The following is a 23,176-nucleotide window of genomic DNA, read 5'->3' on the forward strand; positions in this document are numbered from 1 at the left end:
GTGATAATAAAAAACATATGAATATAGATTTTTATGACATTGAATATTTAAATAACCCAGACCCAATTACGCTTAAAGCCGACTTTAAACAGTTTTTATTATCATTAGATGTACCAACCGTGATTGATGTAGCCGGTAAACATGTTGATAAATGTCGTGTTATTGTCACTTTATTGCATGGCAATGAACCATCAGGATTAATTGCCATTCACCGTTGGTTGACTTCCTTAGGGGAATTACCGAAACCGCAAACGAATATTAGGTTTATTATTTGTTCAGTAGAGGCCGCGAATGCCAGCCCGTTACTAAGTCATCGTTTTTTAGCGCATGGAAATGATCTAAATCGCTGTTTTGGTATTTCACGAAATGATGGTTACTATGCTCGAGCTCGACTCATTGAAGAAGCCATTAGAGAAGTAACCCCTGAATTCGTCGTTGACTTACATAACTGTTCGGGTTCAAGTCCTGCATTTGCTGTATCGCCGATATTATCAATGAAAGAAATCGCGTTAACTTCATTTTTTTGCGATGCGGTAATTTTATCAGGCTTACAAATAGGCGCATTAACTGAACAAGCTTTTAGTTGTCCAACCATAACAATTGAGTGTGGAGGCAGTAATGACGAACAAGCGCATGAAGTCGCTTTTGAAGGAATACAAAACATCGCTGAATGTCCGCCTAACGTTAATTTCCCACAAAAAAAATCCGTTGAGATAATCTGTAAACCTTTACGGTTAACGTTAAAAAACAATGTAGAACTAACCTATAGCCATCACTATGAAGGTGAATCTGGTGTGACGTTATTAGATAATATTGAGCAATTTAATTATGGTGGCGCTCATCAAGGTCAAATGCTAGGTTGGTTAGATTCAAAAGGGTTAAAAAATTTACAATTATTAAATGAAGATCAAGAAAACGTTATCGACGAATTTTTCACTTTACGAGACAATCAATTAGTCTGTGCAACTCATTTGAGAATATTTAAAGCTACAACAAACGAGTTTATCGCCAAAAATGATTGTTTATTTTATGTCGTTAAACATTCTTTAGGAACCTTTGAAAAGTGATAAATTGTTTTTTACCTGTGATGAATAATGTTAACCTCCTGCCAAGATTGTCAGTAAAAGATATTGTCTTTGTATGGAATTAGATTTTCTATCAGCCTTCGTCATCGGTTTATTAGGTGGTGGACATTGTATTGCGATGTGTGGAGGCATTACCACCATGCTTACGTCTGCACTACCGCAACAAATAAACAAAACCCCCTTTATATTAAGCTATAACGTAGGGCGAATATTTTCTTATTCTTTGATAGGTGCTATCGCAGGTTTAACCGGCTCACTCGCAATTAAACACTTAGGATTTCCTATTGTCACTTTAAAAATTATTGCCGGTATTTTTTTAATCTTGCTCGGATTATACATTGGTCAATGGTTATTATGGATATCAAAAGTTGAAGTAATTGGTAAACACCTTTGGCAACACTTATCGCCTTTAAGTAAAAAGATAATTCCGATAAAGAGTGTAAAGAAATCTTTCCTTTTAGGTACCTTATGGGGTTGGTTACCATGTGGTTTAGTTTATTCAACATTAACCTGGTCTTTAGCCAGCGGCAACGCAATAAAAGGAGGTTTGATCATGATGTTTTTTGGGCTTGGTACTTTACCTGCGTTATTGACGGTTTCATTTGGTTTTACTTTTATAAAGCTATTAATGCAAAATAATTATTTTAGAAAAACTATGGCGTTATTACTAATAAGTTATGGTATCTTGACGCTAAAATTTGCATATACACAAATGTTCTAATACCATACTCGAAGTGGATAATTAACTTAGATGTTAAGGAAAATATGTACAAGAATCAAAGCGCATCACAACAACATATTCATTGCCAAAATTGTAGCATCAGTGAACTTTGTCTACCGTATTCTCTTGATGAAAAAGAGTTAGAAACCCTTGATGAAATCATTGACCGGAAACGCCCTATCCATAAAGGTGAGCAGCTTTTTCAAGATGGTCAAACTATGCAGTCCTTATACGCTATACGCTCTGGCACTTTCAAAACGTTTACGGTAAACGAAAGTGGTGAAGAACAAATTACCGGCTTCCATTTAGCAGGAGATTTATTAGGGTTTGATGCCATAGCAGAGTCTGAACATCCGAGTTTTGCAAAAGCATTAGAAACTTCAATGGTTTGTGAAATCCCCTATAATACCTTAGATAATTTATCTAATCATATGCCAAAGCTTAAAAAGCAAATCCTTCGTATGATGAGCTCTGAAATTAAAAATGATCAAGAAATGTTAACTTTATTGAACCGTAAGAATGCTGAGCAGCGTCTTGCTACATTTTTATGTGCCTTAAGCGCCCGTTATCACGCTAGGGGATTATCAGCCACTGAGTTCAGGTTGACGATGACTCGCAGTGATATTGGCAATTATATCGGCTTAACGGTTGAAACAATTAGTCGGTTATTAAATCGATTCAATAAAAATGACTTAATTAAAGTTGATGGCAAGCTTATTACAATTTTAGACAGCGATAAGCTTGAAGATTGTGCTGCGCTATAGCAGCACATCACTCTCCCACATACTTTTGCCTTGCGTAAATATATCTCAAACATCTGCAAAGTATTTGCTTGCTTAACTTTTCCTTCAAAACGACCAATTTATTGATTTAAAACAATCTTCAACTATGTGTTATATAAGAATATAACTATACTGATAGTAAATCATTAACATGAGTTATTCTGGAGCGAATATGGAAAAGTATCATCAAATATTAGCAATCATAGATCCAACCACTGAAGATCAAAAAGCCTTAAAAAGAGCAATTGAATTAGCCAAACAAACTCAGGCCACCATCACAGCTTTCCTTTCGATATATGATTTTTCTTATGAGATGACTACCATGCTGTCAAACGATGAGCGTGAAGCTATGCGCAACTCATTAATTAATGATCGTATTCAATGGTTGAATGAGTTAATTAACGTTTTACCGCACGATAATATTGCAATAGATACTAAAGTAATTTGGCACAATAGACCTTTTGAACCCATTATTGAAGAAGTATTAAATAATGGCTATGACATAGTCATTAAAGGAACACATCAGCACGATAAATTAAAATCAGTCATATTCACGCCAACTGATTGGCATATATTAAGAAAATGTCCCTGTCCTGTTTTATTAGTGAAAGATCATTTATGGCCAATGAATGGCAATATTGTCGCGGCACTCAATGTAGGCAGTGCTGAAGCAGAGCATCAATCTTTAAATGTAAAAATCACAGAAGAAGCGATCAATCTATCAAAATTGATCAAGGCAAATGTTCATTTGGTCAACTCTTTCCCTGGCACTCCCGTTAATATCGCAATTGAGATCCCTGAATTTAATGCAAACGAATACAACGAATCCATGTTAAGTCATCATATAGAAGCGATGGATGAGCATGCTCAACAGTTTGCAATCAGTAAAGAGCACACCCATGTGGAAGAAGGTTTACCAGAAGATATCATTGTCAGGCTGGCAGACGAATTAGATGCAGAATTAGTGATCTTAGGTACTATTGGCCGAACAGGATTATCCGCTGCCCTGATCGGGAATACTGCTGAACATTTAATTGATAATTTAAACTGTGATGTTTTAGCCTTAAAACCGGATGGATATGTTTCACCACTTGCAAATTAACGCTTATGTTAAAGACCATTTTATCAATGTATTAAATAATAAGTTTAATACGCAAACAAGGTAACACATTGCTTGTTTTATCTACTAGGGCCGTTTTGCTGAAATAGCAAAGCGGCTTATTTTTTCAGTAAAAATATTTATTTTTATTTTTATATTTATCAAGAAAATTAATTAACAAAAGTGATGAAAGAACTTTAACAGACTAATGTTGATTGATTCTGATGGAGACAATTTAAAATAACAGCCCAAAACGGCTCAACATCAACGTTAGATATGGTGTTGTTTGTCTTTAAAAATAAAAACACTGATCTAATTGATCAGTGTTTTACATTACCACGTAAATATTTAACCTTTTTGGTTAAATTTACGGAAAGCCAACCCTATTAAGCCCAAAGCAAAAATAGCTAGTGTTGAAGGTTCAGGAACGTCTGTTTGAGGAGAGTATGCGCCATATACAGCAGAGCCAAAATGTCCACTTCCCCCTAGAAATGTATGATTTTGATTGACGAGATCTAAAAGATAATAACCATTAGTATAGTCATTAGCATATAAATTCCCATTGGCATCAAAAGCGATCGTTTCACTTGCTGGTGCAGACATTAAAAAAGTAGAAACTAGTGTATTAGGATCAATAACATACAATTGACCAGAGTCAACAGCAAAGATAGAACCTGCAAGAAAGGTTCCTAAAATAGTTTCTACATTGGTTGTTGCAACTGATATTCCATCGTATGAGCTATGCCCTACAAATGCTCCTAAATAAGTTGTCGCCGCATTAGAGGTATTGATACTATATAAACCAGTACTGGTAGCGCTTAACAAGTTGTTATTTAAATCAAAGGTTGCTGACTCTGAACTCCCTTGCCAAAGTCCACTGCCGATAAGTGAGGTTGAGCCATTATTAATGTCAACTGAATAGACAGAAGTACCATTTATCCCAAAAAGTGAGTTACTATTATCAAAGGCTAAGCCTAAATTCCAAAGACTCGAACCTAAAACGGTAGTTGTGCCTGTATTAGTATCAAACACGGTTAATGGTGTACCTGCACTTATGGGATCTGAACCATAGATTAATGCTGCATTTGATGTACAACTAATGGCCAATGCAAAGCTAGTAACTAAGCCTTTCAGAAATTTGTATTTCATTTGAGTTTTCCTTTTAATCCCTTCTCATCAAAAATGAAAGGTATTTATGTATGGCTAAAAGTACGTTAAAAATATTAGAAAGCATAAAAGATGCCATCCCAGTAATTCACTAAGAATCATAAAGTTACAGAAGGTGGAATTATTATGCTTTTACTTATGTAAAATTTCCCGACAGCACGTCCATTCAATTTTCAGAAATGATTTTTAGCGTTAATGGCTGTTTTATACACGTTAATAATCATGTTATGACTGTCAAAATGAAAAAGAATTTGTCGAATACAAGATAATTTATTTACCATAGAAAAAGAGCCACTATTGAAAAATAGTCGCTCTATATTGACGTAATAGGCTATTAAAATAACGTCTTGGTTTTCTTTGTGACTTTACCGCTATCTAGTACCATGATTCTTCGAATTAGCGTTAATAATTTCCCACCATTTGTTGTTGCTTTAAAGACTCTCCTGTTGAATCATGACTAGTTTTAAGTTTGATAACAACGCGTCGATCATAAAAACTAACTTCTTGCTGATTATTAGCGACAACCGGAGACTCTTCTCCATAAGCAAATAAGTTGATGCGTTCAGCTGTTATTCCTTTATCTATTAAAGCATGTTTAACCGCATTGACTCGAGCAATTGATAAGGCATGGTTAAGCGCTTCGTTACCTTGTAAATCGGTATAACCTGATAAATCAATCATCAATTCAGGCGCTTGCTTGAGTAAACTCGCTAACGAATCAATTTGACCTTGATAATGCGGTTGAATATCACTTGACCCAGTTGAAAATTGTAAACTCATTAATAAGTTTTCAGCTTGTAATTGTGTTGTATTGTGTTGACTGTTTTGTAATGCGAGTAATTCATTTTGGTATTCTTGTTCAATTTGCTCCATTTTTCGCTGATAATTTGCTAGGGCAAGTTGATGGTTATTCTGTTCTTTTGAAAGTTGCACTACTAACTCATCTTTATCATTACTGACATTGATATGTTTTGCTGTAAACACACCTAGGATCCCTGAAACAAAAGCCCCTACTGGCCCTGCTACTACAGCCCCTAATACAAGACCACTTCCAAAGCCAATATTTTCGTTTTGTTTATGTTGCTCTGCTTTAGTCAATTCACTCGTTTTTACATCATCATTTGCCATTAAGGGTGTTGAAATTAATGAGGTTGCTACAAAGCATGCTAAGCAAGTTTTTTTTATCGTCACTTGATTTAAAGTTGAATTTTTCATAATGCCACCATTATTGATAGTTAGTTAAAGTTAAAATTTAAGCGTTGTCTTCGCTTCTTTGTGATGACTTTATTAAACCAAGTAAAAATGCCATTAAAAGGTCACAATAATGGCAATGCAATAAACAAATGTGGCAACAATATGGCAATGTGACGAAATTCAGGAATTTATTGATAAATTTTTATATAGTGACGTTGTCAATAAAACAGATACGTCTCAAATAACTTGAGTCAAGTCGATTTAGGTAAAGATATATAAATGTCAAAAAGAATTGCTATCGTCGAAGATGAAGCCGCGATTAGAGAAAACTATGCTGATGTACTTAGAGCACAAGGTTATCAAGTTCAAACTTATGCCAATAGAGCTTCAGCGACACAAGCCTTTAGTATTAAGTTACCTCATTTAGTTATTTTAGATATTGGCCTAGAACAAGAATATGATGGCGGCTTCACTTTATGCCAATGGTTAAGAAATTTATCGGTGACTTTACCGATTATTTTTTTAACCGCCCGTGACAATGATGTCGATACTGTGTCGGGTTTGCGCATTGGCGCAGATGACTACTTAACCAAAGATATTAGCTTACCTCATTTAACCGCAAGAATTTCAGCGTTATTTAGACGTGAAGACGCTTTAAATAAACCCACTGAACAAGATCATTTACTCACCGTCAATGATTTAACCATCGATAGTCAAAGAATGACGGTAAAATGGCAAGATAAGCTAATTGATTTAACAATAACAGAATTTTGGATGGTTTATGCCTTAGCCAAAACTCCTGGTCATGTTAAAAACCGCCAACAACTGATGCAAGATTCTAAAATTTATGTTGATGACAGTACAATCACCTCACATATTAAACGGATCAGGAAAAAATTTAATCTTCGTGACAAAGATTTTGACTGTATTGAAACGGTTTATGGCATGGGTTATCGATGGGAGCAAGGAAACACAACAAGTGTCAATAACAAGGTAACTTCTCAAGTATGAAGTTTAGGTTTGGTTTACGCAGTAAGTTATTATTACTTTCATCCTTTTTAGTCGTTATTCCTTGGTTTGGCTATCAATATGTGTGGGAGATGGAAAAATATTTAAGGTTTGGTCAAGAGCAAACCATTATTGGCACTGCACGCGCCCTTGCCACGGCATTGCATGAGCGCCCCAATCTGTTTAATAACCAAGCGAGCTTTTTACCAAGTGTCGAAAAAGGGAAAGATTTATATGGTTATCAACTGAACCATCCAATAAATTTAGATGGCAGTCACCAAGATTGGCCAAACTATCTCGCTAAATCGCATTATTACGGTGTTAATAACCAAGTGACCAATAGCGATTCCAAAGCAACTTTACCGCTTGAAAAGCTCTCAAATAATTACACAGCAGCCGTTGGCAAATATGATAAGTATTTGTATTTTTTCGTCAGCGTTGTCGATGATAAAGTCATTTACCGTGATAAAAACGCCCGCAGTATTAATCTGAATGACCGTTTAGAGCTGGCTTTCACAACTCCTGAAGGTAAATTTCAACGCTATCTTGTCGCAAATAAGCAAGCTGGATGGTTAGATATCTTTCAAATACAAAATGACGATCTTACTCCTCCAACCCCGGCTCTGTTTATCCAAGGAAAATGGCTTGAAACGACCCAAGGTTATAATATTGAGTTTCGGATCCCGTTAAAAAATATTAGTGATAATTTAGCCTTTGCTATTCACGATGTTGATGAGAGGTTTGGACAAACAAACAGTATTATAGCCAGCGCGAATACAGCCAATAAAGATTCGTTAGGCACAATACTCGTGCCCTCTCCAGAAATAGAACGTATTGTTAAAGGCATGAGTTACACCAATTCAAGTGTATGGGTTGTCGACCAACATCATCGCGTACTCGCCAAAGCAGGCGATATTCAACAGGCCAATGGCCTTTGGCAAAAAAATAAAATTAATCAAAATCAAGAAGATTGGCGTACCGAGTTACAATCTTTATTGAAACCATTATTTAACCGATTATTAACCCAACCACCGAAAGCATTTATTGATCAACTTTATGATGCCCAAAACCTGACAGGTAAACATATTGAATCCGCCTTACAAGGTATTCCGCAGTCTCAATGGCGACTTTCCAGCGATAATAAAGCCGTTATTTTAACCGCAGCGTATCCAATTTATTTTGGTAATAAAGTCCATGGTGCTGTTATTGTTGAAGAAACCAATAATGGTATTCGCACGGTCAGAAACCAAGCACTGGAAAAATTATTTACCAGCATATTAGCCATCATACTTTTTGGTATTATGGCATTCTTTTTTTTCGCAACTAGGATCTCGAATAGGATCAGAGCCCTACGTAATCAAGCTGAGCAAGCCATTGATGAACACGGCAGAATTAATGAAGTGATGATCGCATCAACGAATAACGATGAAATTGGTGATCTATCACGAAGTTTTGCCACCGCGGTAAGTCGATTAAGTCAATATAACCATTATCTGGAGAACATGTCTTCTCGGCTTTCTCATGAGTTAAGAACACCGATTGCTGTGGTTAGAACATCATTAGAAAATTTAACCTTGCAAAAACAACAATCTTCTCATTCAAATGCTTATATTGAGCGAGCACAACAAGGACTAAATCGACTCAATTTAATTTTAACCAATATGAGTGAAGCAACCCGATTAGAACAAATGTTAAAAAATACCGACAAAACTAAGTTTAATTTTTATCAGGTTTTAAACGGCTGTTTACAAGGTTATCGTCAAATTTATGAAAACTATCAATTTCTAGCTAACTTCCCCGATCAAAACGTTATGATGGTGGGCTCTCCAGAGCACATTGCTCAGCTACTTGATAAAGTAATTGGTAATGCCGTTGAATTTAGTGAAGATAAAAAAATAACCTTAGCGGTAGAAGATAAATCGAATGTTTTAATTTTACATATTAGTAATAATGGCCGTTACTTGCCTGAAGAAATGACAGAAAGGTTATTTGACTCGATGATATCAATCAGGGACAACCATCAAGATCTTGATGGATTAAGTGAAGAAAATAAAAGACCACACTTAGGTTTAGGACTTTATATCGCAAGGTTGATTTGTCAGTTTCATCAAGGTGAAATAAAGGCTAATAATCATCACAACCCAAAAGGTGTCACGATAACGATCACTTTACCATTAGTGAAAACTTAAACCATTAATTCGATTCAATAACCATTATTGTGATCGTTAAAAAATTTACTCAATACCAATGTATTTATGTATTTGAATAGATAACCGCCAATTATTTTCAATGCAAGTTTTAATGGCTAATTGTGTTGCTCGTTCTTTTTGACTAATAGGTTGTAAATATATTGGCTTTGCGGTCACCGCATGTTCAACTAATAATGCCTTTAAATCATCAACATGCTGCTCGGTAGCGACAGGGTGTTTGATCTCATTGGCTCTTTGCATCGCCGAAGTCAATATTTTATAACCGCCTTTCATATTGACTTTTGGCGACACCGTCACCCAACAATTTTCTGTGGTTTGTATTTCAAAGGTACCTGAGGTTTCAATTTGGCAACTGTAACCTTGCGCTTCAAAGACAGTGCACAGTGGTGTTAAATCCACCATACATGGCTCACCGCCGGTAATGACAATATGTTTTGCTTGAAAACCTTGACGATTAAAAATTGCCAAGATATCTTCGCTTGTTAATGCCGCCCAATTATCAGACTCCGCCGTTTTATTGATCATCACTTGTTGATCTACTTCATCTGATAAATTAATTTCCCAAGTATGTTTGGTATCACACCAAGAGCAGCCAACAGGACAACCTTGTAAACGTAAGAAAATAGAGGGTTGACCAGTAAAAGCCCCCTCACCTTGAATTGTTTCAAATAATTCGTTTATTTTGTATTTTGTCGTCATAATAGCGTTCTTTATTGCCGAAGAAATTTCAAGTAAAATGCGCAAGTTTTCTATTATACCCCAGAGAGTCCAAACATGAGCAGCAAAATCAATCGTAATATTAATAAAAAAGTCATTGTTATTTATTCTGGGGGCATGGATTCATTCACCGTGCTTAATCGTGCGATAAAAGACGGTAAAGAGGTGTATGCATTATCGTTTGATTATGGACAACGACACGTTAAAGAATTGCAATGTGCGAGTGACGTGTGTGAAAAGTTAAACATTCCACATAAAGTCATTGATATTACGACGATTAATCAGTTATTAGCTGGTTCTTCTTTAACCGATAAAATTGATATTCCAGAAGGTCATTACGAAGCTGAAACGATGAAATCAACGGTTGTTCCTAATCGAAACATGATTTTACTTTCATTAGCCGTTGGTTATGCTGTCTCTGTTGGTGCAGCACAAGTTTATTACGGAGCGCATTCTGGTGATCATGCAATCTATCCAGATTGTCGTCCTGAATTCGTCGAGAAAATGAATGATGTTTGTCAAATTGCTAATTATGAGGCTGTGGAAATTTTCAGTCCGTATTTAACCGTTACAAAATCTGATATTTTAACGGATGGAATAAAAATGGCATTAGATTATAGCCAAACATGGACATGCTACAATGGCCGTGAAAAAGCTTGTGGTAAATGTGGTGCTTGCCAAGAAAGGCTAGAAGCATTTCGCGATAACAACGTTGAAGATCCACTAGCGTATGAAATTTAAATTGCCATAAAAAATAAAAAGGTGTTGTAATATCAACACCTTTTTATCTGAAACTAACTAAATTAACCTAACCCGCGTAAACTAATTACGCAAACAAAGTGTTATGCAGTTTTTCCACAGTTTCATTCGCTTGCGCTTCATTCACCAAGAAACATAAATTATGTTCACTGGCACCTTGGCAAATCATTCGAACATTAATGCCCGATAACGCATCAAAAATACTCGTACCAACCCCGTTTGTTTTATGAATACTATTACCGACAACAGCAACTAACGACAATCCATTTTCAACAGACACTTCACAAAGTTGTTCTAATTCGTCAACAACAGTAGAATTTAATAACGCTTGTGTTGAGCCCGTTGGGTTATCAAATGTCATCGCGACACTAATTTCTGAGGTTGTGATCAAGTCGACACTTAATTCATGCTTAGCAAGTACCGCAAAAACTTTGGCAAGAAAACCACTAGCATGGAGCATTGCAGGGCTTTTTACCGTCACCAAAGTTTGTTCTTTACGCAATGATATAGAACGATAAGTGGGTTTTGATTCCACCGTTTTCTGAATACGAGTTCCACCTTTTTCTGGCTCTTTACTGGAGCCAACAAACACAGGGATATTTTTACGCATGGCCGGAATTAAAGTGGCAGGATGTAAAATTTTCGCCCCAAAAGTAGCCATTTCAGCAGCTTCACCAAAACTAATTTCTTTGATCGCACGTGCTTGATCGGTAATTCGCGGGTCTGTTGTAAAGATTCCAACCACATCAGTCCAAATCGCTAAACTTGAAGAATTGAGGGCTTCAGCGATTAACGCAGCACTATAATCTGAGCCACCACGACCTAGCGTGGTTGTATAACCTGCTTCGTTTTGTCCGATAAAACCTTGCGTGACGATCACCTGATCCGTTAATTTTTTCTTTAGAATTTTTTCAGCACAGTCTGCCAATTGTTCGATATCAACAACCGCTTGACCATATAAACTATTAGTTTTCATCATTTGGCGAACATCAAACGCATGTCCATTAACACCAATAGATTGTAAAACTTGCGCAAAAATTACTGAACTCATTTGCTCACCAAAAGATAAAATGGCGTCTGCAATGCGTGCACTATGGTTAAGCGATTGAGCTTGAGCGTACGCGGTTAGTTCATCAATAAGCGTTAATATTTTCGTTTCTAACGCTTTACTATCTTTTAGTTCTTGAAGAATTTTAAATTGAATTTCTTTTATATTATCAATTAATTGCTTTTGCTCATCTACTGAAACATTGGCTTGACTCAATCGTACAAGATAGTTAGTGACGCCTGAGCTAGCTGAAACAACCACAACACGGTTTGTCGGATCATTTTTTATAATATGCGCACAACGAAGCATGGCTTGATGATCAGCAACACTAGTGCCACCAAACTTTGATACGGTGATCAGATTATCATCATTGTTAGAAATGACTGACATGATAAGGTCTCCCTATTTTGCTAAATCAATTTAGCTAAATTTACATCAAGGAAGAGCATGACTGAATGAAGAGATGTATTAAAAGTACAAAGCTTAACTTTTCAGCCAGAAGCTCTCCACCCTATTCTACTTGGCAATATTGCCAAACAGAGGTGACAATCCTAAGGATTCAACCTTAGTGACCGAGCAACAGACCCCACGTTTCTGTATACCCTCGGCAATAGTCTCCCTCAATAACAGTCATAGGAATGTGGTTTCCTCGTGTTATCTACCTAGCTATTGCTCCTCTTCTGGAGTGTTAAATCAAATTTAAATACCTTTAATTGAGTGAATACTTTTCAAAGCTATTCAATATTTGAGTATTTAGTCTAATTTAACAGCGGTGCAATTAAACCCCATCTGATACGATTAATCAATAACTTAATTGCCTAATTTATATTCGTAAGATAAAAAAATCGATAAAAAATATCTTGAAAATTAATTGACCTACTGAATTTATACAAAAAGCTTGATACCATTATTTTTTGCAATTTATTTACTGAATAAAAATGGATTTGTTTTTACTGAAAAAGATCATAAGTTTTTTGATCATGCCCTTAAGCCTAATATCATTATTATTAATACTAGCTTTGATTTTGTTTTATAAAAAACCGTCACTGAGTTTTAAATGTTTATTAAGCGCCAGCTGCTTATTGATATTATTATCTACGGGCTATGTTTCTGATCGGGTGATGCACCCTATAGAAAACAATTTTAAAAGTTATCAATACAGTGATAAACCTGTCGATTACATTGTTATTTTGGGCTGTGGTAACACCACTAATCCTGAGCTCCCCGCTACCTCGCAATTATTTCCTTGTTCATTGCAACGTTTAGTCGAAGCATTACGAATTTTAAAATTGCACCCTGAAGCTCAATTAATAACCTCAGGCGCTGCTTTTGACAATAATAAATCAAATGCAGTAAATGTTAAGCAAGCGGCCATGTTACTTGGGGTACCAGAGAGAAAAATTATTGTTGAAAGCTTTCCAAAAGATACTGAGGAAGAAGCTGAATTAATCGCGCCAAGGGTGAAAGGAAAACATGTTGTCTTAGTGACAAATGCTGATCATATGCTGCGAGCCTTGAATTATTTTAAACAACATGGCGTTGCAGTAACACCTGCACCCGCCAGTCAATGGGTTAAAAATATCGATAGTGAAAAAAATTGGTCTTACTATTTACCGAAAAGCCATAATTTAACCCAGTCAACAAATGCATGGTATGAAAGTGTCGGACTATTTGTGCAATGGTTAAAATCTGATGATTAAATTTTTTATTTCATAGAAAACAAGCATGAAGTTTAATCATCAACTTAGTTAACGTCACATTTATACAGGATTATCAATATCAATAAACTGCACGTCTAGCGATAATTCTTTTTGTAAGTAATCTCCTAAAGCCTTTGCACCATATCGTTCAGTGGCATGATGGCCTGCAGCAAAGAAATGGATATCCATTTCGCGCGCTACATGCGTGGTTTGTTCAGAGACTTCTCCGGATAAAAAGGCATCTATTCCTTGCTCAGCGGCAAGTTCGATATAGTTTTGGCCACCACCACTGCACCAAGCAATAGTTTTTATGGGTTTATTCGATGGCGGAGCAATATGCAAACACTCTCTGCCTAATTGCATATTAATACGCTCGGTTAAATTTAAGGCTGAAATCGCTTGTGAAAATTCCCCCTGCACTGCAACACTTAGTGGATTGCCAAGTTCAAGAGGGCCAGTGGTGTTTATTGCTAATAATTTTGCAAGTTGTGCGTTATTCCCTAGTACAGGATGAATATCTAACGGCAGATGGTAGGCAAAAAGATTAATATCATGTGTTAATAATGCTTTGATTCTTTGATGCTTCATACCCCGGATCACATACGACTCATTTTTCCAAAAGTAGCCATGATGGACAACAATTGCATCGGCATTCTCTTCAATGGCGCGATCAATCAACGCTTGCGTGGCCGTGACACCGGTAATAACTTTATTAATGGTTTCACTACCCTGTACTTGTAAACCGTTTGGGCAAAAGTCTTTGATTTGTTCTGGCTTTAATAAGTTATTTAAATAACGTTCAAATTCGTTTCTTGTCATTGGTAGGCACTTTATAAAAATTTCATGGTGACAATGTTAGCTAATTTGCATCAATAAAAGCATCTTATTTACACTTTTTTTGCTGCCGGGACGAATTTAATGTTGAAACATTCACCGGATTGAGTTGGGTACGTAATTTCCATTTAGGTTTAATAGGCGTTAATGGTAACACTCGTTTTTTTGCAACGATCACATAAACAGAGCCAAAATTGGGAAAAAATCGTTGAGCGAATTTTCGCCAATGCCTTGAAATAAACCCTTGGCTAATATTATTAGCTAAGGTTGAATGTAAACATTTTTCATCCATTAAAATTTCATAACCCATTAAATGTAACCAATCTTTAACTCGCATAGCCGAAAAAAAACGTTCGCTCCACGGAGAATGTTGCCGTCTAAAGGGAATAAAACTATTAAGTCCCGCTAAACTAAATGGATTATATCCGGAAATGACCAAATAACCGTTGGGTATTAAAGCACGGTTAGCTTCTCGAATAACATGATGAGGATCTAAGGAAAATTCTAACGCATGGCTTAATAAACAAACATCCACACTATGTTCTAAAAATGGCAGATCATCTATCTCTGCAAAAACGGCAACATTATTATCGTTAACGGTTTTTTGATGTTCTAATAAAGCAACATGGTGTTTGATAGGACACGTTTGACTATCAACGAAGCTACTCAAGGCGCCTAATTTTAATAAGTGATAACCAAAAAATTTCGGCCACCATGGCGCTAAAAGCTGATTAATTTCAGCTAAAATTAAATCACCGTTCGGTAATTCAGACCAAGATGCCGGTGAATGAGGTTGTCTAAAAGCTAGCGCTGGTTTCATGTTTTATTCAATCAATAAGTATCAGTTAACTATAAAACTATTGAATAATGAGCACAATTATTAACGGTAAATAAAATCGTTACAATTAAAGTACTGACAGTATAATAACCATAAAGTTGTAAGGGGGCTGTTATGAATAATCAATTACCTAAAGCTAAACATATTATTTCACCAATAAAAGCATTCAAAGATAATTATATTTGGACTATTACTTCAAAGAGTAGTGAACATTTGGTGTTAGTTGATCCCGGTGATGCCAAAGTTTGTATCGAATATATAGAAAAACATAACAAAACACTCACCGCAATTTTAATTACCCATCATCATGCAGATCATATAGGCGGCATTGAAGAACTTCATCAATATTGCCAAAATAAACAGTGGCCGTTAGCAATTTATACCCCATTACAAGAAAATATCCCATTTGCGACGCAAAAATTGCAACAAGGAGATACCGTTGAATTGCCAAATATTGATTTAATCTTTAACGTGATTGATTTGCCTGGTCACACCTTAGGCCATATTGCGTATTATGCAGATGATATTTTATTTTGTGGTGACACCCTATTCTCTGGTGGTTGTGGACGAATTTTTGAAGGCACACCACAACAAATGCACACGTCATTAAATCGTTTATCAGAACTCCCCGAACGAACTCGCGTTTATTGCACTCACGAATACACGTTAGCCAATCTGACTTTTGCTTTAACGGTAGATCCAACAAATATCGAATTAATTCATTATTATAACCAAGTAAAATCAATTAGAGCCGAAGACAAAATAACCTTACCCTCATCTATTTTACGCGAAAAACAAATTAACCCTTTTTTACGCTGTCATGATGAAAAAATACGAGAAAGCGTTGAAGAATATTTTGAGAGGACAATGCACTCAACACTAGAAACATTTACTAACTTACGTGGTTGGAAAGATAACTTTTAAATAATGGTAAAGTATTTAACACCTTAATCGTTATATATAATTGCTTTACCTTGTTGATCCTCATCGCCAAATAAGTGACACTAAACATCAAGAAAAAATAACTAAATTTTTATGAAATATATATCTTTTACACTTTCCGCCGCATTTATTTTAGTGGGTTGCCAATCAACAACTTACAATGATGAACAACAAACGACTAACCGTTCTGCTAACTCTATTGAAATTTTCGATAATATCGCAACTCCTGTAGATATCAGTCATGCCTTACTTGCCGATGAAACAGCAGATGTTATACACCCCGTCAATGATGTAGAGATTTCTTTAGCCGACGATATCAATACCAGTGACGATATTTGGCAGCGCATTAGAGAGCAACTCACTTTCCCTGTTGAACAAAACCGTCGTGTTGTTGTGCAAAGAAATTGGTACGCTAAAAACCAAAATTATTTAGATCGAGTAGCAAAACGTGCAAAACCTTACATGCACTTTATAGTTGAAGAACTTGAAGCAGCCAATATGCCCCTTGAAATGGCATTGTTACCTATCGTAGAAAGTGCATTTGATCCCTTTGCATATTCACACGGACGAGCTTCAGGAATGTGGCAATTTGTTCCAGGTACAGGTACTCGTTTTGGCATGAAGCAAAACTGGTGGTATGACGGTCGACGTGATGTTATTGCATCAACCAAAGGGGCTATCAAGTACCTGCAATACTTACATAAGTTTTTTGACGGTGATTGGTTATTAGCACTCGCCGCCTATAATTCTGGGGAAGGACGAGTGAGACGAGCCGTGAAAAATAATGCTCGCCGTAATATGCCAACTGATTTTTGGTCACTCGATTTACCAAAAGAAACAAGGGCATACGTACCAAAGTTGCTAGCGTTAGCAGATTTAGTAAAGCGGCCAGCTGATTTCAACATTAAACTTTTTGAAATCGAAAATAAAAGTGTGATCACACCCGTTAATATTGGCTCACAAATTGACTTAGCGAAAGCAGCTGAACTTGCTGAACTGTCGTTGAAAGAATTACAACATTTAAATCCTGGTTATAATCGATGGGCTACCGATCCAAAAGGTCCACATTATTTAGTCATCCCTAATCATAAAGTAGAAAAATTTAAAGCGGGTTTAAAAACGCTTAGCAAAAAAGATCGCTTAGCTTGGCAACGTTATCGTATTAAAAATGGTGATAGTTTAGGAAAAATCGCGCAAAAATTTAATACCGATATTGGAGTGATTAAACAAGTAAATAACCTTCGGGGCAATAATATTCGTGCTGGTAAACATTTATTAATTCCTGTTGCAGCAAAATCATTAAATGCTTACATATTAAGTCAAGATCAACGACTTGCGAAAAAACAAAATACCCCACGAGGCAGTGAAAAAATCATTCATACTGTTGTTTCAGGTGATAACTTTTGGGATATTAGTCGAAGCTATGGCGTAAATTACCGTGAATTAGCAAAATGGAATGGTATGGCACCAAGAGATACTTTAAGGCTTGGCCAAAAACTTGTTATTTGGAAAAAGGCGAAAGTAACGAGTAATACTTTATCAAATACACAAGTATCTCCTAATGAACAAGCAATCATGCGAAACATTACCTATAAAGTTCGACGTGGTGACTCTTTTGCAAGAATTGCAGACAAATTTAAAGTCTCAATTAAAGATATTGAACGTTGGAACCAATTAAATCGCAAAAAATATCTACAGCCGGGCCAAATGCTAAAATTATCCGTTGATGTAACCAATGCGATATAAAATCAGATAGATTAGCAATGACAAAAAAGGCACGTCATCGCGTGCCTTTTCTTCATCAAAAATCAGTTAATTTATGATTTAACTAGCAAATTTGATAGTGCTAATAAAGAGTCAACAATTGCCTTAGGTTGATATTCACTTAACGCCTGATGATCATGAACACCAAAGGTTACGCCAATTCGATCGACATTGGCATTTTTCGCCATCAACATATCATGTGTAGTATCACCGATCATTACAGCTTCACTAGCATCAATGTTTAATTCGGTTAAAATTTGATTGAGCATATCCGGATCGGGCTTTGACTTACACTCTTTTGCACACCTAGAAGTATGAAAATAATGCTTTGTATTAGATAGTTCAAAAACTCTTTCTAAACCATCTCTCCCTTTACCTGTCGCAACAGCAAGATATTTACCTTGAGCTAATAAGTCTGTAAATAACTGCTCTGCATGGGAAAATAACGGTGTAGGCGTTTCATCTATTTCAACATAATGCTTTTTATAACTTAACCGCAAAGCTTCAGCTTGTTCTGGAGTACTTTGTGGAAACAATTTTTTCGTGGCTTCAGGTATGCTTAAACCGATAATTTGTTTAATTTGATCTACCGTTGGGACAGTTAACGCCACGTCTTTTGCTGCGGAAAGCATGGAAGAAACAATACGTTCAACGGAGTCCATTACCGTACCGTCCCAATCAAATATAATAACTTTATAGTGATGCATCGAACTTAAAACCTATTGCTCTTGCTTTAATTGTTTTAATAATTTTTCTAACGAAGGTTCCAGTGGGGCTTCAATTTTTAAGCGTTGCTCAGTCAATGGATGAGTAAACTCAATACTTGCGGCATGAAGAAACAAACGTTTTAAGCCTTTTGCTTTCATATCCGCATCAAAAGCAGGATGACCATATTTAGCGTCACTCGCTATCGGATGTCCTTTACATTGGCAGTGAACACGAATTTGATGGGTACGACCGGTGACCGGAAACGCTCTCACTAAAGTAGCACCTTGAAAATGTTGTAATACTTTATAGCGCGTTTCAGATTCTTTACCATTGATGTTATCAACAATAACCACCCGCTCACCTGATTTTAAATCGTTTTTCTTTAAAGATTCAGTCACTTTAGTTAATTTAGCCGACCAACGGCCTTTCACTAACGCATGATAGAACTTCTGAACCTTTTTATTCCTTAATTGCTCATGAAGATTTCGTAACGCTGAACGTTTTTTTGCCACAACTAAACAACCAGAAGTATCTCGATCGAGGCGATGTACCAATTCTAACATTCTCGCTTCTGGTCTTAATGCCCTTAAAGCTTCAATTAAACCAAAACTAAGGCCACTACCACCGTGAACAGCCATACCCGAAGGTTTATTGATAACTATTAATCTGTCATCTTCAAATAATATTTGTTTTTCTAAGTTAGCAACCACATTCAACTGCGTAGAAACAGTGTTAGTATTTTCAGAAACCCGAATAGGCGCAATACGAAGAATATCTTCATTCACCAACTTGTATTCCGGTTTACAACGTTTTTTATTGACACGGATCTCCCCTTTACGCAAAAGTTTATAGATCATGCTTTTCGGCACACCTTTAAGCGTTTTTAAGAGAAAATTGTCGATTCTTTGGCCAGCATCTTCACTGTCAACAGTGATAAATCTGACTTGGGGTTTATTACTTTCAGTCATAGGCGGGAGTTTATCACACTTTTTTATGGTTTCAGCTAAATAAACTTACGATTTTATTGCGTTTTTCATAAAAAGAATGGGATAATAGTAAAGTTGCATTATAATTAACCTTGCAACACAGTAATGGAAGCTTTTAGCGAAACGTAAGAGGCAAATTGCGGCCACATTAATAGGCATTACGACAAAAATGACTTATTAACAGAACGGCCAATTGCGAAAATGACTTAAATATCATGTCAATTAGAACGCATAAACAATTTAGTCCAGCGAGAATAAAGCACTTTTTAAATAAGAATTGATAACTTTTACCTTTTTCAAATGATAGCGACACTTAAGAAAAGTCTTAAGCGGATTATCACTAAGTAAACGGTTATCAAAAGAGCACAGCACGCTTGCTGAGCACATAAAGAATACAGTAACAATAAGGTAAACCTTGTTGTAAGAGTGACAATCAGAAATTTTTAACAGCTTATTGCGTAATATGGCGTAATAAAGATGACACCCGAGAGGTTGACAAATCGCTGTTACCTTAGCGACAGATTGCTTTGTGCACTAAGCAAATAGTGTGTTGTGACATAAATGAGTCACAAAAACTATGAAACGTATGTTAATCAATGCTACACAATCAGAAGAATTGCGTGTAGCGCTTGTTGATGGTCAACAACTTTATGATCTAGATATCGAAAGTCCAGGTCACGAACAAAAAAAAGCCAATATCTATAAAGCAAAAATCACTCGTATCGAGCCGTCATTAGAAGCGGCTTTTGTTGATTACGGTGCTGAGCGTCACGGTTTCTTACCTATGAAAGAAATCGCCCGTGAATACTTCCCCAAAGGTTATACATTTCAAGGCCGCCCTAACATTAAAGACGTGTTAAAAGAAGGCCAAGAAGTTATTGTTCAAATTGATAAAGAAGAACGCGGTCAAAAAGGCGCAGCCTTAACCACCTTTATCAGTCTAGCCGGTAGCTATTTAGTATTGATGCCAAACAACCCTCGAGCAGGTGGCATATCTCGTCGCATTGAAGGCGATGAGCGAACGGATTTAAAAGCATCGTTAAACAAATTATCACTCCCCAAAGGCATGGGCTTAATTGTTCGCACCGCAGGTGTTGGTAAAGATTATGATGAATTAGAATGGGATCTAAATCTTTTATTAGATTACTGGCAGCGTATTGAAACGGCTTCTCAGAGTCGCCCTGCTCCTTTTTTAATTCACCAAGAAAGTAATGTAATTGTTCGTGCTATTCGTGATTATTTACGCCGTGATATAGGTGAAGTACTTATCGATCGTCCAAAAACGTATGAAAGTGTTAAACAACGTATCGAAGTAATGCGTCCTGACTTTTTAAGTAAAATAAAACTTTATGATAATGACGTACCATTATTCACGCATTATCAGATCGAGTCGCAAATAGAATCAGCATTTCAACGTGAAGTACGTTTACCTTCTGGTGGTTCAATTGTCATTGATCCTACTGAAGCCATGACTTCAATAGATATTAACTCTGCCCGCGCAACAAAAGGGAGTGATATCGAAGAAACCGCGTTTAATACCAACTTAGAAGCAGCTGATGAAATTGCCCGCCAATTACGTTTGCGTGACTTAGGTGGTTTAGTGGTCATCGACTTTATCGATATGACACCAGTGCGTCATCAACGTGAAGTTGAAAACCGTATGCGCGATGCTGTTAAACCTGATCGTGCTCGTATCCAATTAGGTCGGATCTCACGATTCGGACTTTTAGAAATGTCTCGTCAACGACTTCGCCCTTCTATTGGTGAAACAAGCCAAGGTGTTTGTCCTCGTTGTAACGGTACGGGCCATGTCCGTGGTGTAGAGTCTCTTGCGTTATCCGTACTTCGTTTAATGGAAGAAGAAGCAATTAAAGACAACACCCAACAAGTTCAAGCACAAGTACCTGTACCTGTAGCTACTTACTTATTAAATGAAAAACGTCGTTCTGTTTTTCATGTTGAAAAACATCATGGGGTTCGTGTCTTAATCATTCCTAATCCGAACATGGATACACCACAATATGAAGTGGTGCGTGTTCGTAAAGATGAATCGGTAGAAGAAGCAAGTTATCTTGTTAAAATACAAGAAGCCACCGCTGAAGAAGCCGTAATGCCGAAGTTTGATCACACGGCAGTTAAAAAAGATGAACCACTTCTACAAGGCATGTCTGCACCAAAACAAGCACCTTCAACGCCAAAAGTTGAAGTTAAAAAAGAAGCGGTGCAATCTGAAGGTCTATTTGCGGGTGTCACTAAATGGTTAAAATCATTATTTACCGAAGAAGTTAAAGAAGAAAAACCAAAAGCGGATAAGTCTAACAGTCAGAATAAAGGCCGTAATCAAGAACGTCGTCCGCAGCGGAACCGTAATAGTCAACGTCGCAATAATCGACACGACAATAAAAACGATAAACGCAATGACAAACGTACAGCGAAAGAGCAACAAGAAACGAGTGAAGGTCAAAACAAGCCTAATCGTAAACCTCAAGCAGCACGTAATCAAAAGCCTAAAGAAGAGAAAGTAGCGGAACGTCGTCAACGTCGCAATAATCGTAAAAAAGTACGCGTAACTGAAGATAAAGCGCCGGTAAAAGCTAACGAAAGTAATGCGCCAAAAGCGAAAGATGTTGAAAAAGACGTAGCAGTTCAAGCAAACGAGCAACAAGATGCTACAAACGTAGCAAAAACTGACAAGCCGGCTCGTGATGAACAACGTCCTAGAAATAGACGTTCTCCTCGTCATCTACGCTCACATGGTCAACGTCGTCGTCAAAACAATGATGTTAAAGAAGCAACAGAGACTAATAGCTTTGATAATAACGTTGATCCAATTGAAACACGTTACCCTGAAAACGAATCAACAGCTGTTCAAGCGACTAACTCAACTGAAATTCAGCAAGATCTACCGTTTGAGCCAGCAATTGAAAAAGCTGAAGCTAAGCCAGAGCAAACCACTTCTGTCAACAAAGCCGATGAAACAAATGCCGATCAAACAAATGGCAAATCAAGTGTTCAAGGCGAATTGTTAACAGAGCAAGCAGAAACGACTTCATCTGAAGCTAAGCCTTTTGAAGCTGCTGTTGCACAAAGCAAAGAGCAAACTAAAGAAGAAAAGGCTGTAACTGAAGTCAATGAAGAATCAATTTCAGAAAAAGAAGCTATTGTTGAAACTAACGAAACAACAGTTGTAGAAGCAAAGGCAGATACTGAAGATGCAAAATCGGATTCAGAAAAACTAGCGCCAGTCAATGTTGAAACAACTACCGTTGAACCTGTTGAAATTGCCAAGACCGAAAAAGTTGAGGTTAACACTGACGAAGCAGTAAAAGCTGAAAAAGTTGAAACGAAAGTAAAAAGTAAAGAAGCGACTGCAAAAGTACCGGCTAAGTTAAAGAAAATAACCAAGAAAGTGAGAACTCAACATCGCGCTTCTTCGGCTATGGCTAAACCTGTAACTATTAATACCGTAAATGAAATTCCACGTGAATTTTATAGTAATGAAGATCGCAAAGCGGCACTTATTTCAGGTCGTATGGCGATGGTTTCACATGTCGTAAATAGAAGCGCTGCAGGACCTACTAAACCTTAAGTCTTCGACAATATATAAGTAAAAT

Annotated in this window: 19 protein-coding genes and 1 riboswitch; of the genes, 11 read left to right on the top strand and 8 right to left on the bottom strand. The window is 36.7% G+C overall.

Annotated elements, in window-relative coordinates:
* Positions 1-17 precede the first annotated feature (17 nt).
* From ABXH06_RS16715 to uspE, 4 genes are all read left to right on the top strand, one after another.
* On the top strand, positions 18-1,067 hold the full coding sequence (locus ABXH06_RS16715) for a M14 family metallopeptidase (protein WP_353518941.1): 1,050 nt from the start codon (positions 18-20) through the stop codon (positions 1,065-1,067).
* A 73-nt stretch (positions 1,068-1,140) separates the two neighbouring features.
* A complete protein-coding gene (locus ABXH06_RS16720; RefSeq protein ID WP_311584843.1) occupies positions 1,141-1,806 on the top strand; it encodes a sulfite exporter TauE/SafE family protein in 666 nt (221 codons plus the stop codon).
* A 44-nt stretch (positions 1,807-1,850) separates the two neighbouring features.
* Complete coding sequence (gene fnr / locus ABXH06_RS16725) at positions 1,851-2,570, top strand: fumarate/nitrate reduction transcriptional regulator Fnr (RefSeq protein ID WP_311584839.1); 720 nt, start codon at positions 1,851-1,853, stop codon at positions 2,568-2,570.
* Between the two features lie 190 nt (positions 2,571-2,760).
* The gene (gene uspE, locus ABXH06_RS16730; protein WP_311584836.1) at positions 2,761-3,690 is read left to right on the top strand and encodes a universal stress protein UspE; all 930 of its coding nucleotides are present in this window, start codon (positions 2,761-2,763) and stop codon (positions 3,688-3,690) included.
* Positions 3,691-4,035: 345 nt separating this feature from the next.
* Here the strand turns inward: uspE and ABXH06_RS16735 are convergent, their stop codons facing one another.
* Together ABXH06_RS16735 and pdsO are read right to left on the bottom strand one after the other, a co-directional pair.
* A complete protein-coding gene (locus tag ABXH06_RS16735) occupies positions 4,036-4,836 on the bottom strand; it encodes a PEP-CTERM sorting domain-containing protein (RefSeq protein ID WP_353518942.1) in 801 nt (266 codons plus the stop codon).
* Positions 4,837-5,256: 420 nt separating this feature from the next.
* Complete coding sequence (gene pdsO, locus ABXH06_RS16740) at positions 5,257-6,069, bottom strand: sortase-associated OmpA-like protein PdsO (protein ID WP_353518943.1); 813 nt, start codon at positions 6,067-6,069, stop codon at positions 5,257-5,259.
* Between the two features lie 258 nt (positions 6,070-6,327).
* Here pdsO and pdsR point away from each other — a divergent pair, with 258 nt between their 5' ends.
* Positions 6,328-7,059, top strand: a complete 732-nt coding sequence (gene pdsR / locus ABXH06_RS16745) for a proteobacterial dedicated sortase system response regulator (RefSeq protein ID WP_311584827.1) — start codon at positions 6,328-6,330, stop codon at positions 7,057-7,059.
* The gene (gene pdsS / locus ABXH06_RS16750) at positions 7,056-9,245 is read left to right on the top strand and encodes a proteobacterial dedicated sortase system histidine kinase (protein WP_353518944.1); all 2,190 of its coding nucleotides are present in this window, start codon (positions 7,056-7,058) and stop codon (positions 9,243-9,245) included. Before pdsR ends, pdsS begins: the two co-directional genes overlap by 4 nt.
* 45 nt (positions 9,246-9,290) lie before the next feature.
* Here pdsS and queE read toward each other — a convergent pair whose 3' ends face one another.
* Positions 9,291-9,965, bottom strand: coding sequence for a 7-carboxy-7-deazaguanine synthase QueE (gene queE, locus ABXH06_RS16755; RefSeq protein WP_353518945.1), 675 nt, complete (start codon positions 9,963-9,965; stop codon positions 9,291-9,293).
* Between the two features lie 75 nt (positions 9,966-10,040).
* Here queE and queC point away from each other — a divergent pair, with 75 nt between their 5' ends.
* The gene (queC, locus tag ABXH06_RS16760) at positions 10,041-10,724 is read left to right on the top strand and encodes a 7-cyano-7-deazaguanine synthase QueC (protein WP_353518946.1); all 684 of its coding nucleotides are present in this window, start codon (positions 10,041-10,043) and stop codon (positions 10,722-10,724) included.
* Between the two features lie 85 nt (positions 10,725-10,809).
* Here queC and lysC read toward each other — a convergent pair whose 3' ends face one another.
* On the bottom strand, positions 10,810-12,180 hold the full coding sequence (lysC, locus tag ABXH06_RS16765; RefSeq protein WP_353518947.1) for a lysine-sensitive aspartokinase 3: 1,371 nt from the start codon (positions 12,178-12,180) through the stop codon (positions 10,810-10,812).
* Between the two features lie 101 nt (positions 12,181-12,281).
* A riboswitch (Lysine riboswitch) is annotated at positions 12,282-12,478 on the bottom strand.
* Positions 12,479-12,872: 394 nt separating this feature from the next.
* On the opposite strand from lysC, the gene ABXH06_RS16770 reads away from it, so the two are divergent.
* A complete protein-coding gene (locus ABXH06_RS16770) occupies positions 12,873-13,490 on the top strand; it encodes an ElyC/SanA/YdcF family protein (protein WP_353518948.1) in 618 nt (205 codons plus the stop codon).
* A gap of 60 nt (positions 13,491-13,550) precedes the next feature.
* Here the strand turns inward: ABXH06_RS16770 and ABXH06_RS16775 are convergent, their stop codons facing one another.
* Together ABXH06_RS16775 and ABXH06_RS16780 are read right to left on the bottom strand one after the other, a co-directional pair.
* A complete protein-coding gene (locus tag ABXH06_RS16775) occupies positions 13,551-14,309 on the bottom strand; it encodes a Nif3-like dinuclear metal center hexameric protein (RefSeq protein ID WP_353518949.1) in 759 nt (252 codons plus the stop codon).
* 64 nt (positions 14,310-14,373) lie between these two features.
* Positions 14,374-15,144 carry a class I SAM-dependent methyltransferase gene (locus ABXH06_RS16780; RefSeq protein WP_311584806.1) on the bottom strand — a complete coding sequence of 257 codons (771 nt, stop codon included), beginning with the start codon at positions 15,142-15,144 and terminating at the stop codon, positions 14,374-14,376.
* 132 nt (positions 15,145-15,276) lie between these two features.
* Between ABXH06_RS16780 and gloB the strand changes: the two genes are divergently transcribed.
* Together gloB and ABXH06_RS16790 are read left to right on the top strand one after the other, a co-directional pair.
* Positions 15,277-16,086: a hydroxyacylglutathione hydrolase gene (gene gloB, locus ABXH06_RS16785; RefSeq protein WP_353518950.1), complete on the top strand. Its 810-nt coding sequence runs from the start codon at positions 15,277-15,279 to the stop codon at positions 16,084-16,086.
* Positions 16,087-16,197: 111 nt separating this feature from the next.
* Positions 16,198-17,850 carry a LysM peptidoglycan-binding domain-containing protein gene (locus ABXH06_RS16790; protein WP_353518951.1) on the top strand — a complete coding sequence of 551 codons (1,653 nt, stop codon included), beginning with the start codon at positions 16,198-16,200 and terminating at the stop codon, positions 17,848-17,850.
* A 71-nt stretch (positions 17,851-17,921) separates the two neighbouring features.
* Here ABXH06_RS16790 and ABXH06_RS16795 read toward each other — a convergent pair whose 3' ends face one another.
* Together ABXH06_RS16795 and rluC are read right to left on the bottom strand one after the other, a co-directional pair.
* Complete coding sequence (locus ABXH06_RS16795) at positions 17,922-18,575, bottom strand: HAD family hydrolase (RefSeq protein ID WP_353518952.1); 654 nt, start codon at positions 18,573-18,575, stop codon at positions 17,922-17,924.
* A 12-nt stretch (positions 18,576-18,587) separates the two neighbouring features.
* Complete coding sequence (rluC, locus tag ABXH06_RS16800; RefSeq protein WP_353518953.1) at positions 18,588-19,544, bottom strand: 23S rRNA pseudouridine(955/2504/2580) synthase RluC; 957 nt, start codon at positions 19,542-19,544, stop codon at positions 18,588-18,590.
* A 595-nt stretch (positions 19,545-20,139) separates the two neighbouring features.
* On the opposite strand from rluC, the gene rne reads away from it, so the two are divergent.
* Entirely contained in the window at positions 20,140-23,151 is a 3,012-nt protein-coding gene (gene rne / locus ABXH06_RS16805; RefSeq protein WP_353518954.1) for a ribonuclease E, read from the top strand.
* The last annotated feature ends 25 nt before the right edge of the window (positions 23,152-23,176 follow it).

Source organism: Thalassotalea sp. SU-HH00458 (genome assembly GCF_040362795.1).
Classification (GTDB): Bacteria; Pseudomonadota; Gammaproteobacteria; order Enterobacterales; family Alteromonadaceae; genus Thalassotalea_H; species Thalassotalea_H castellviae.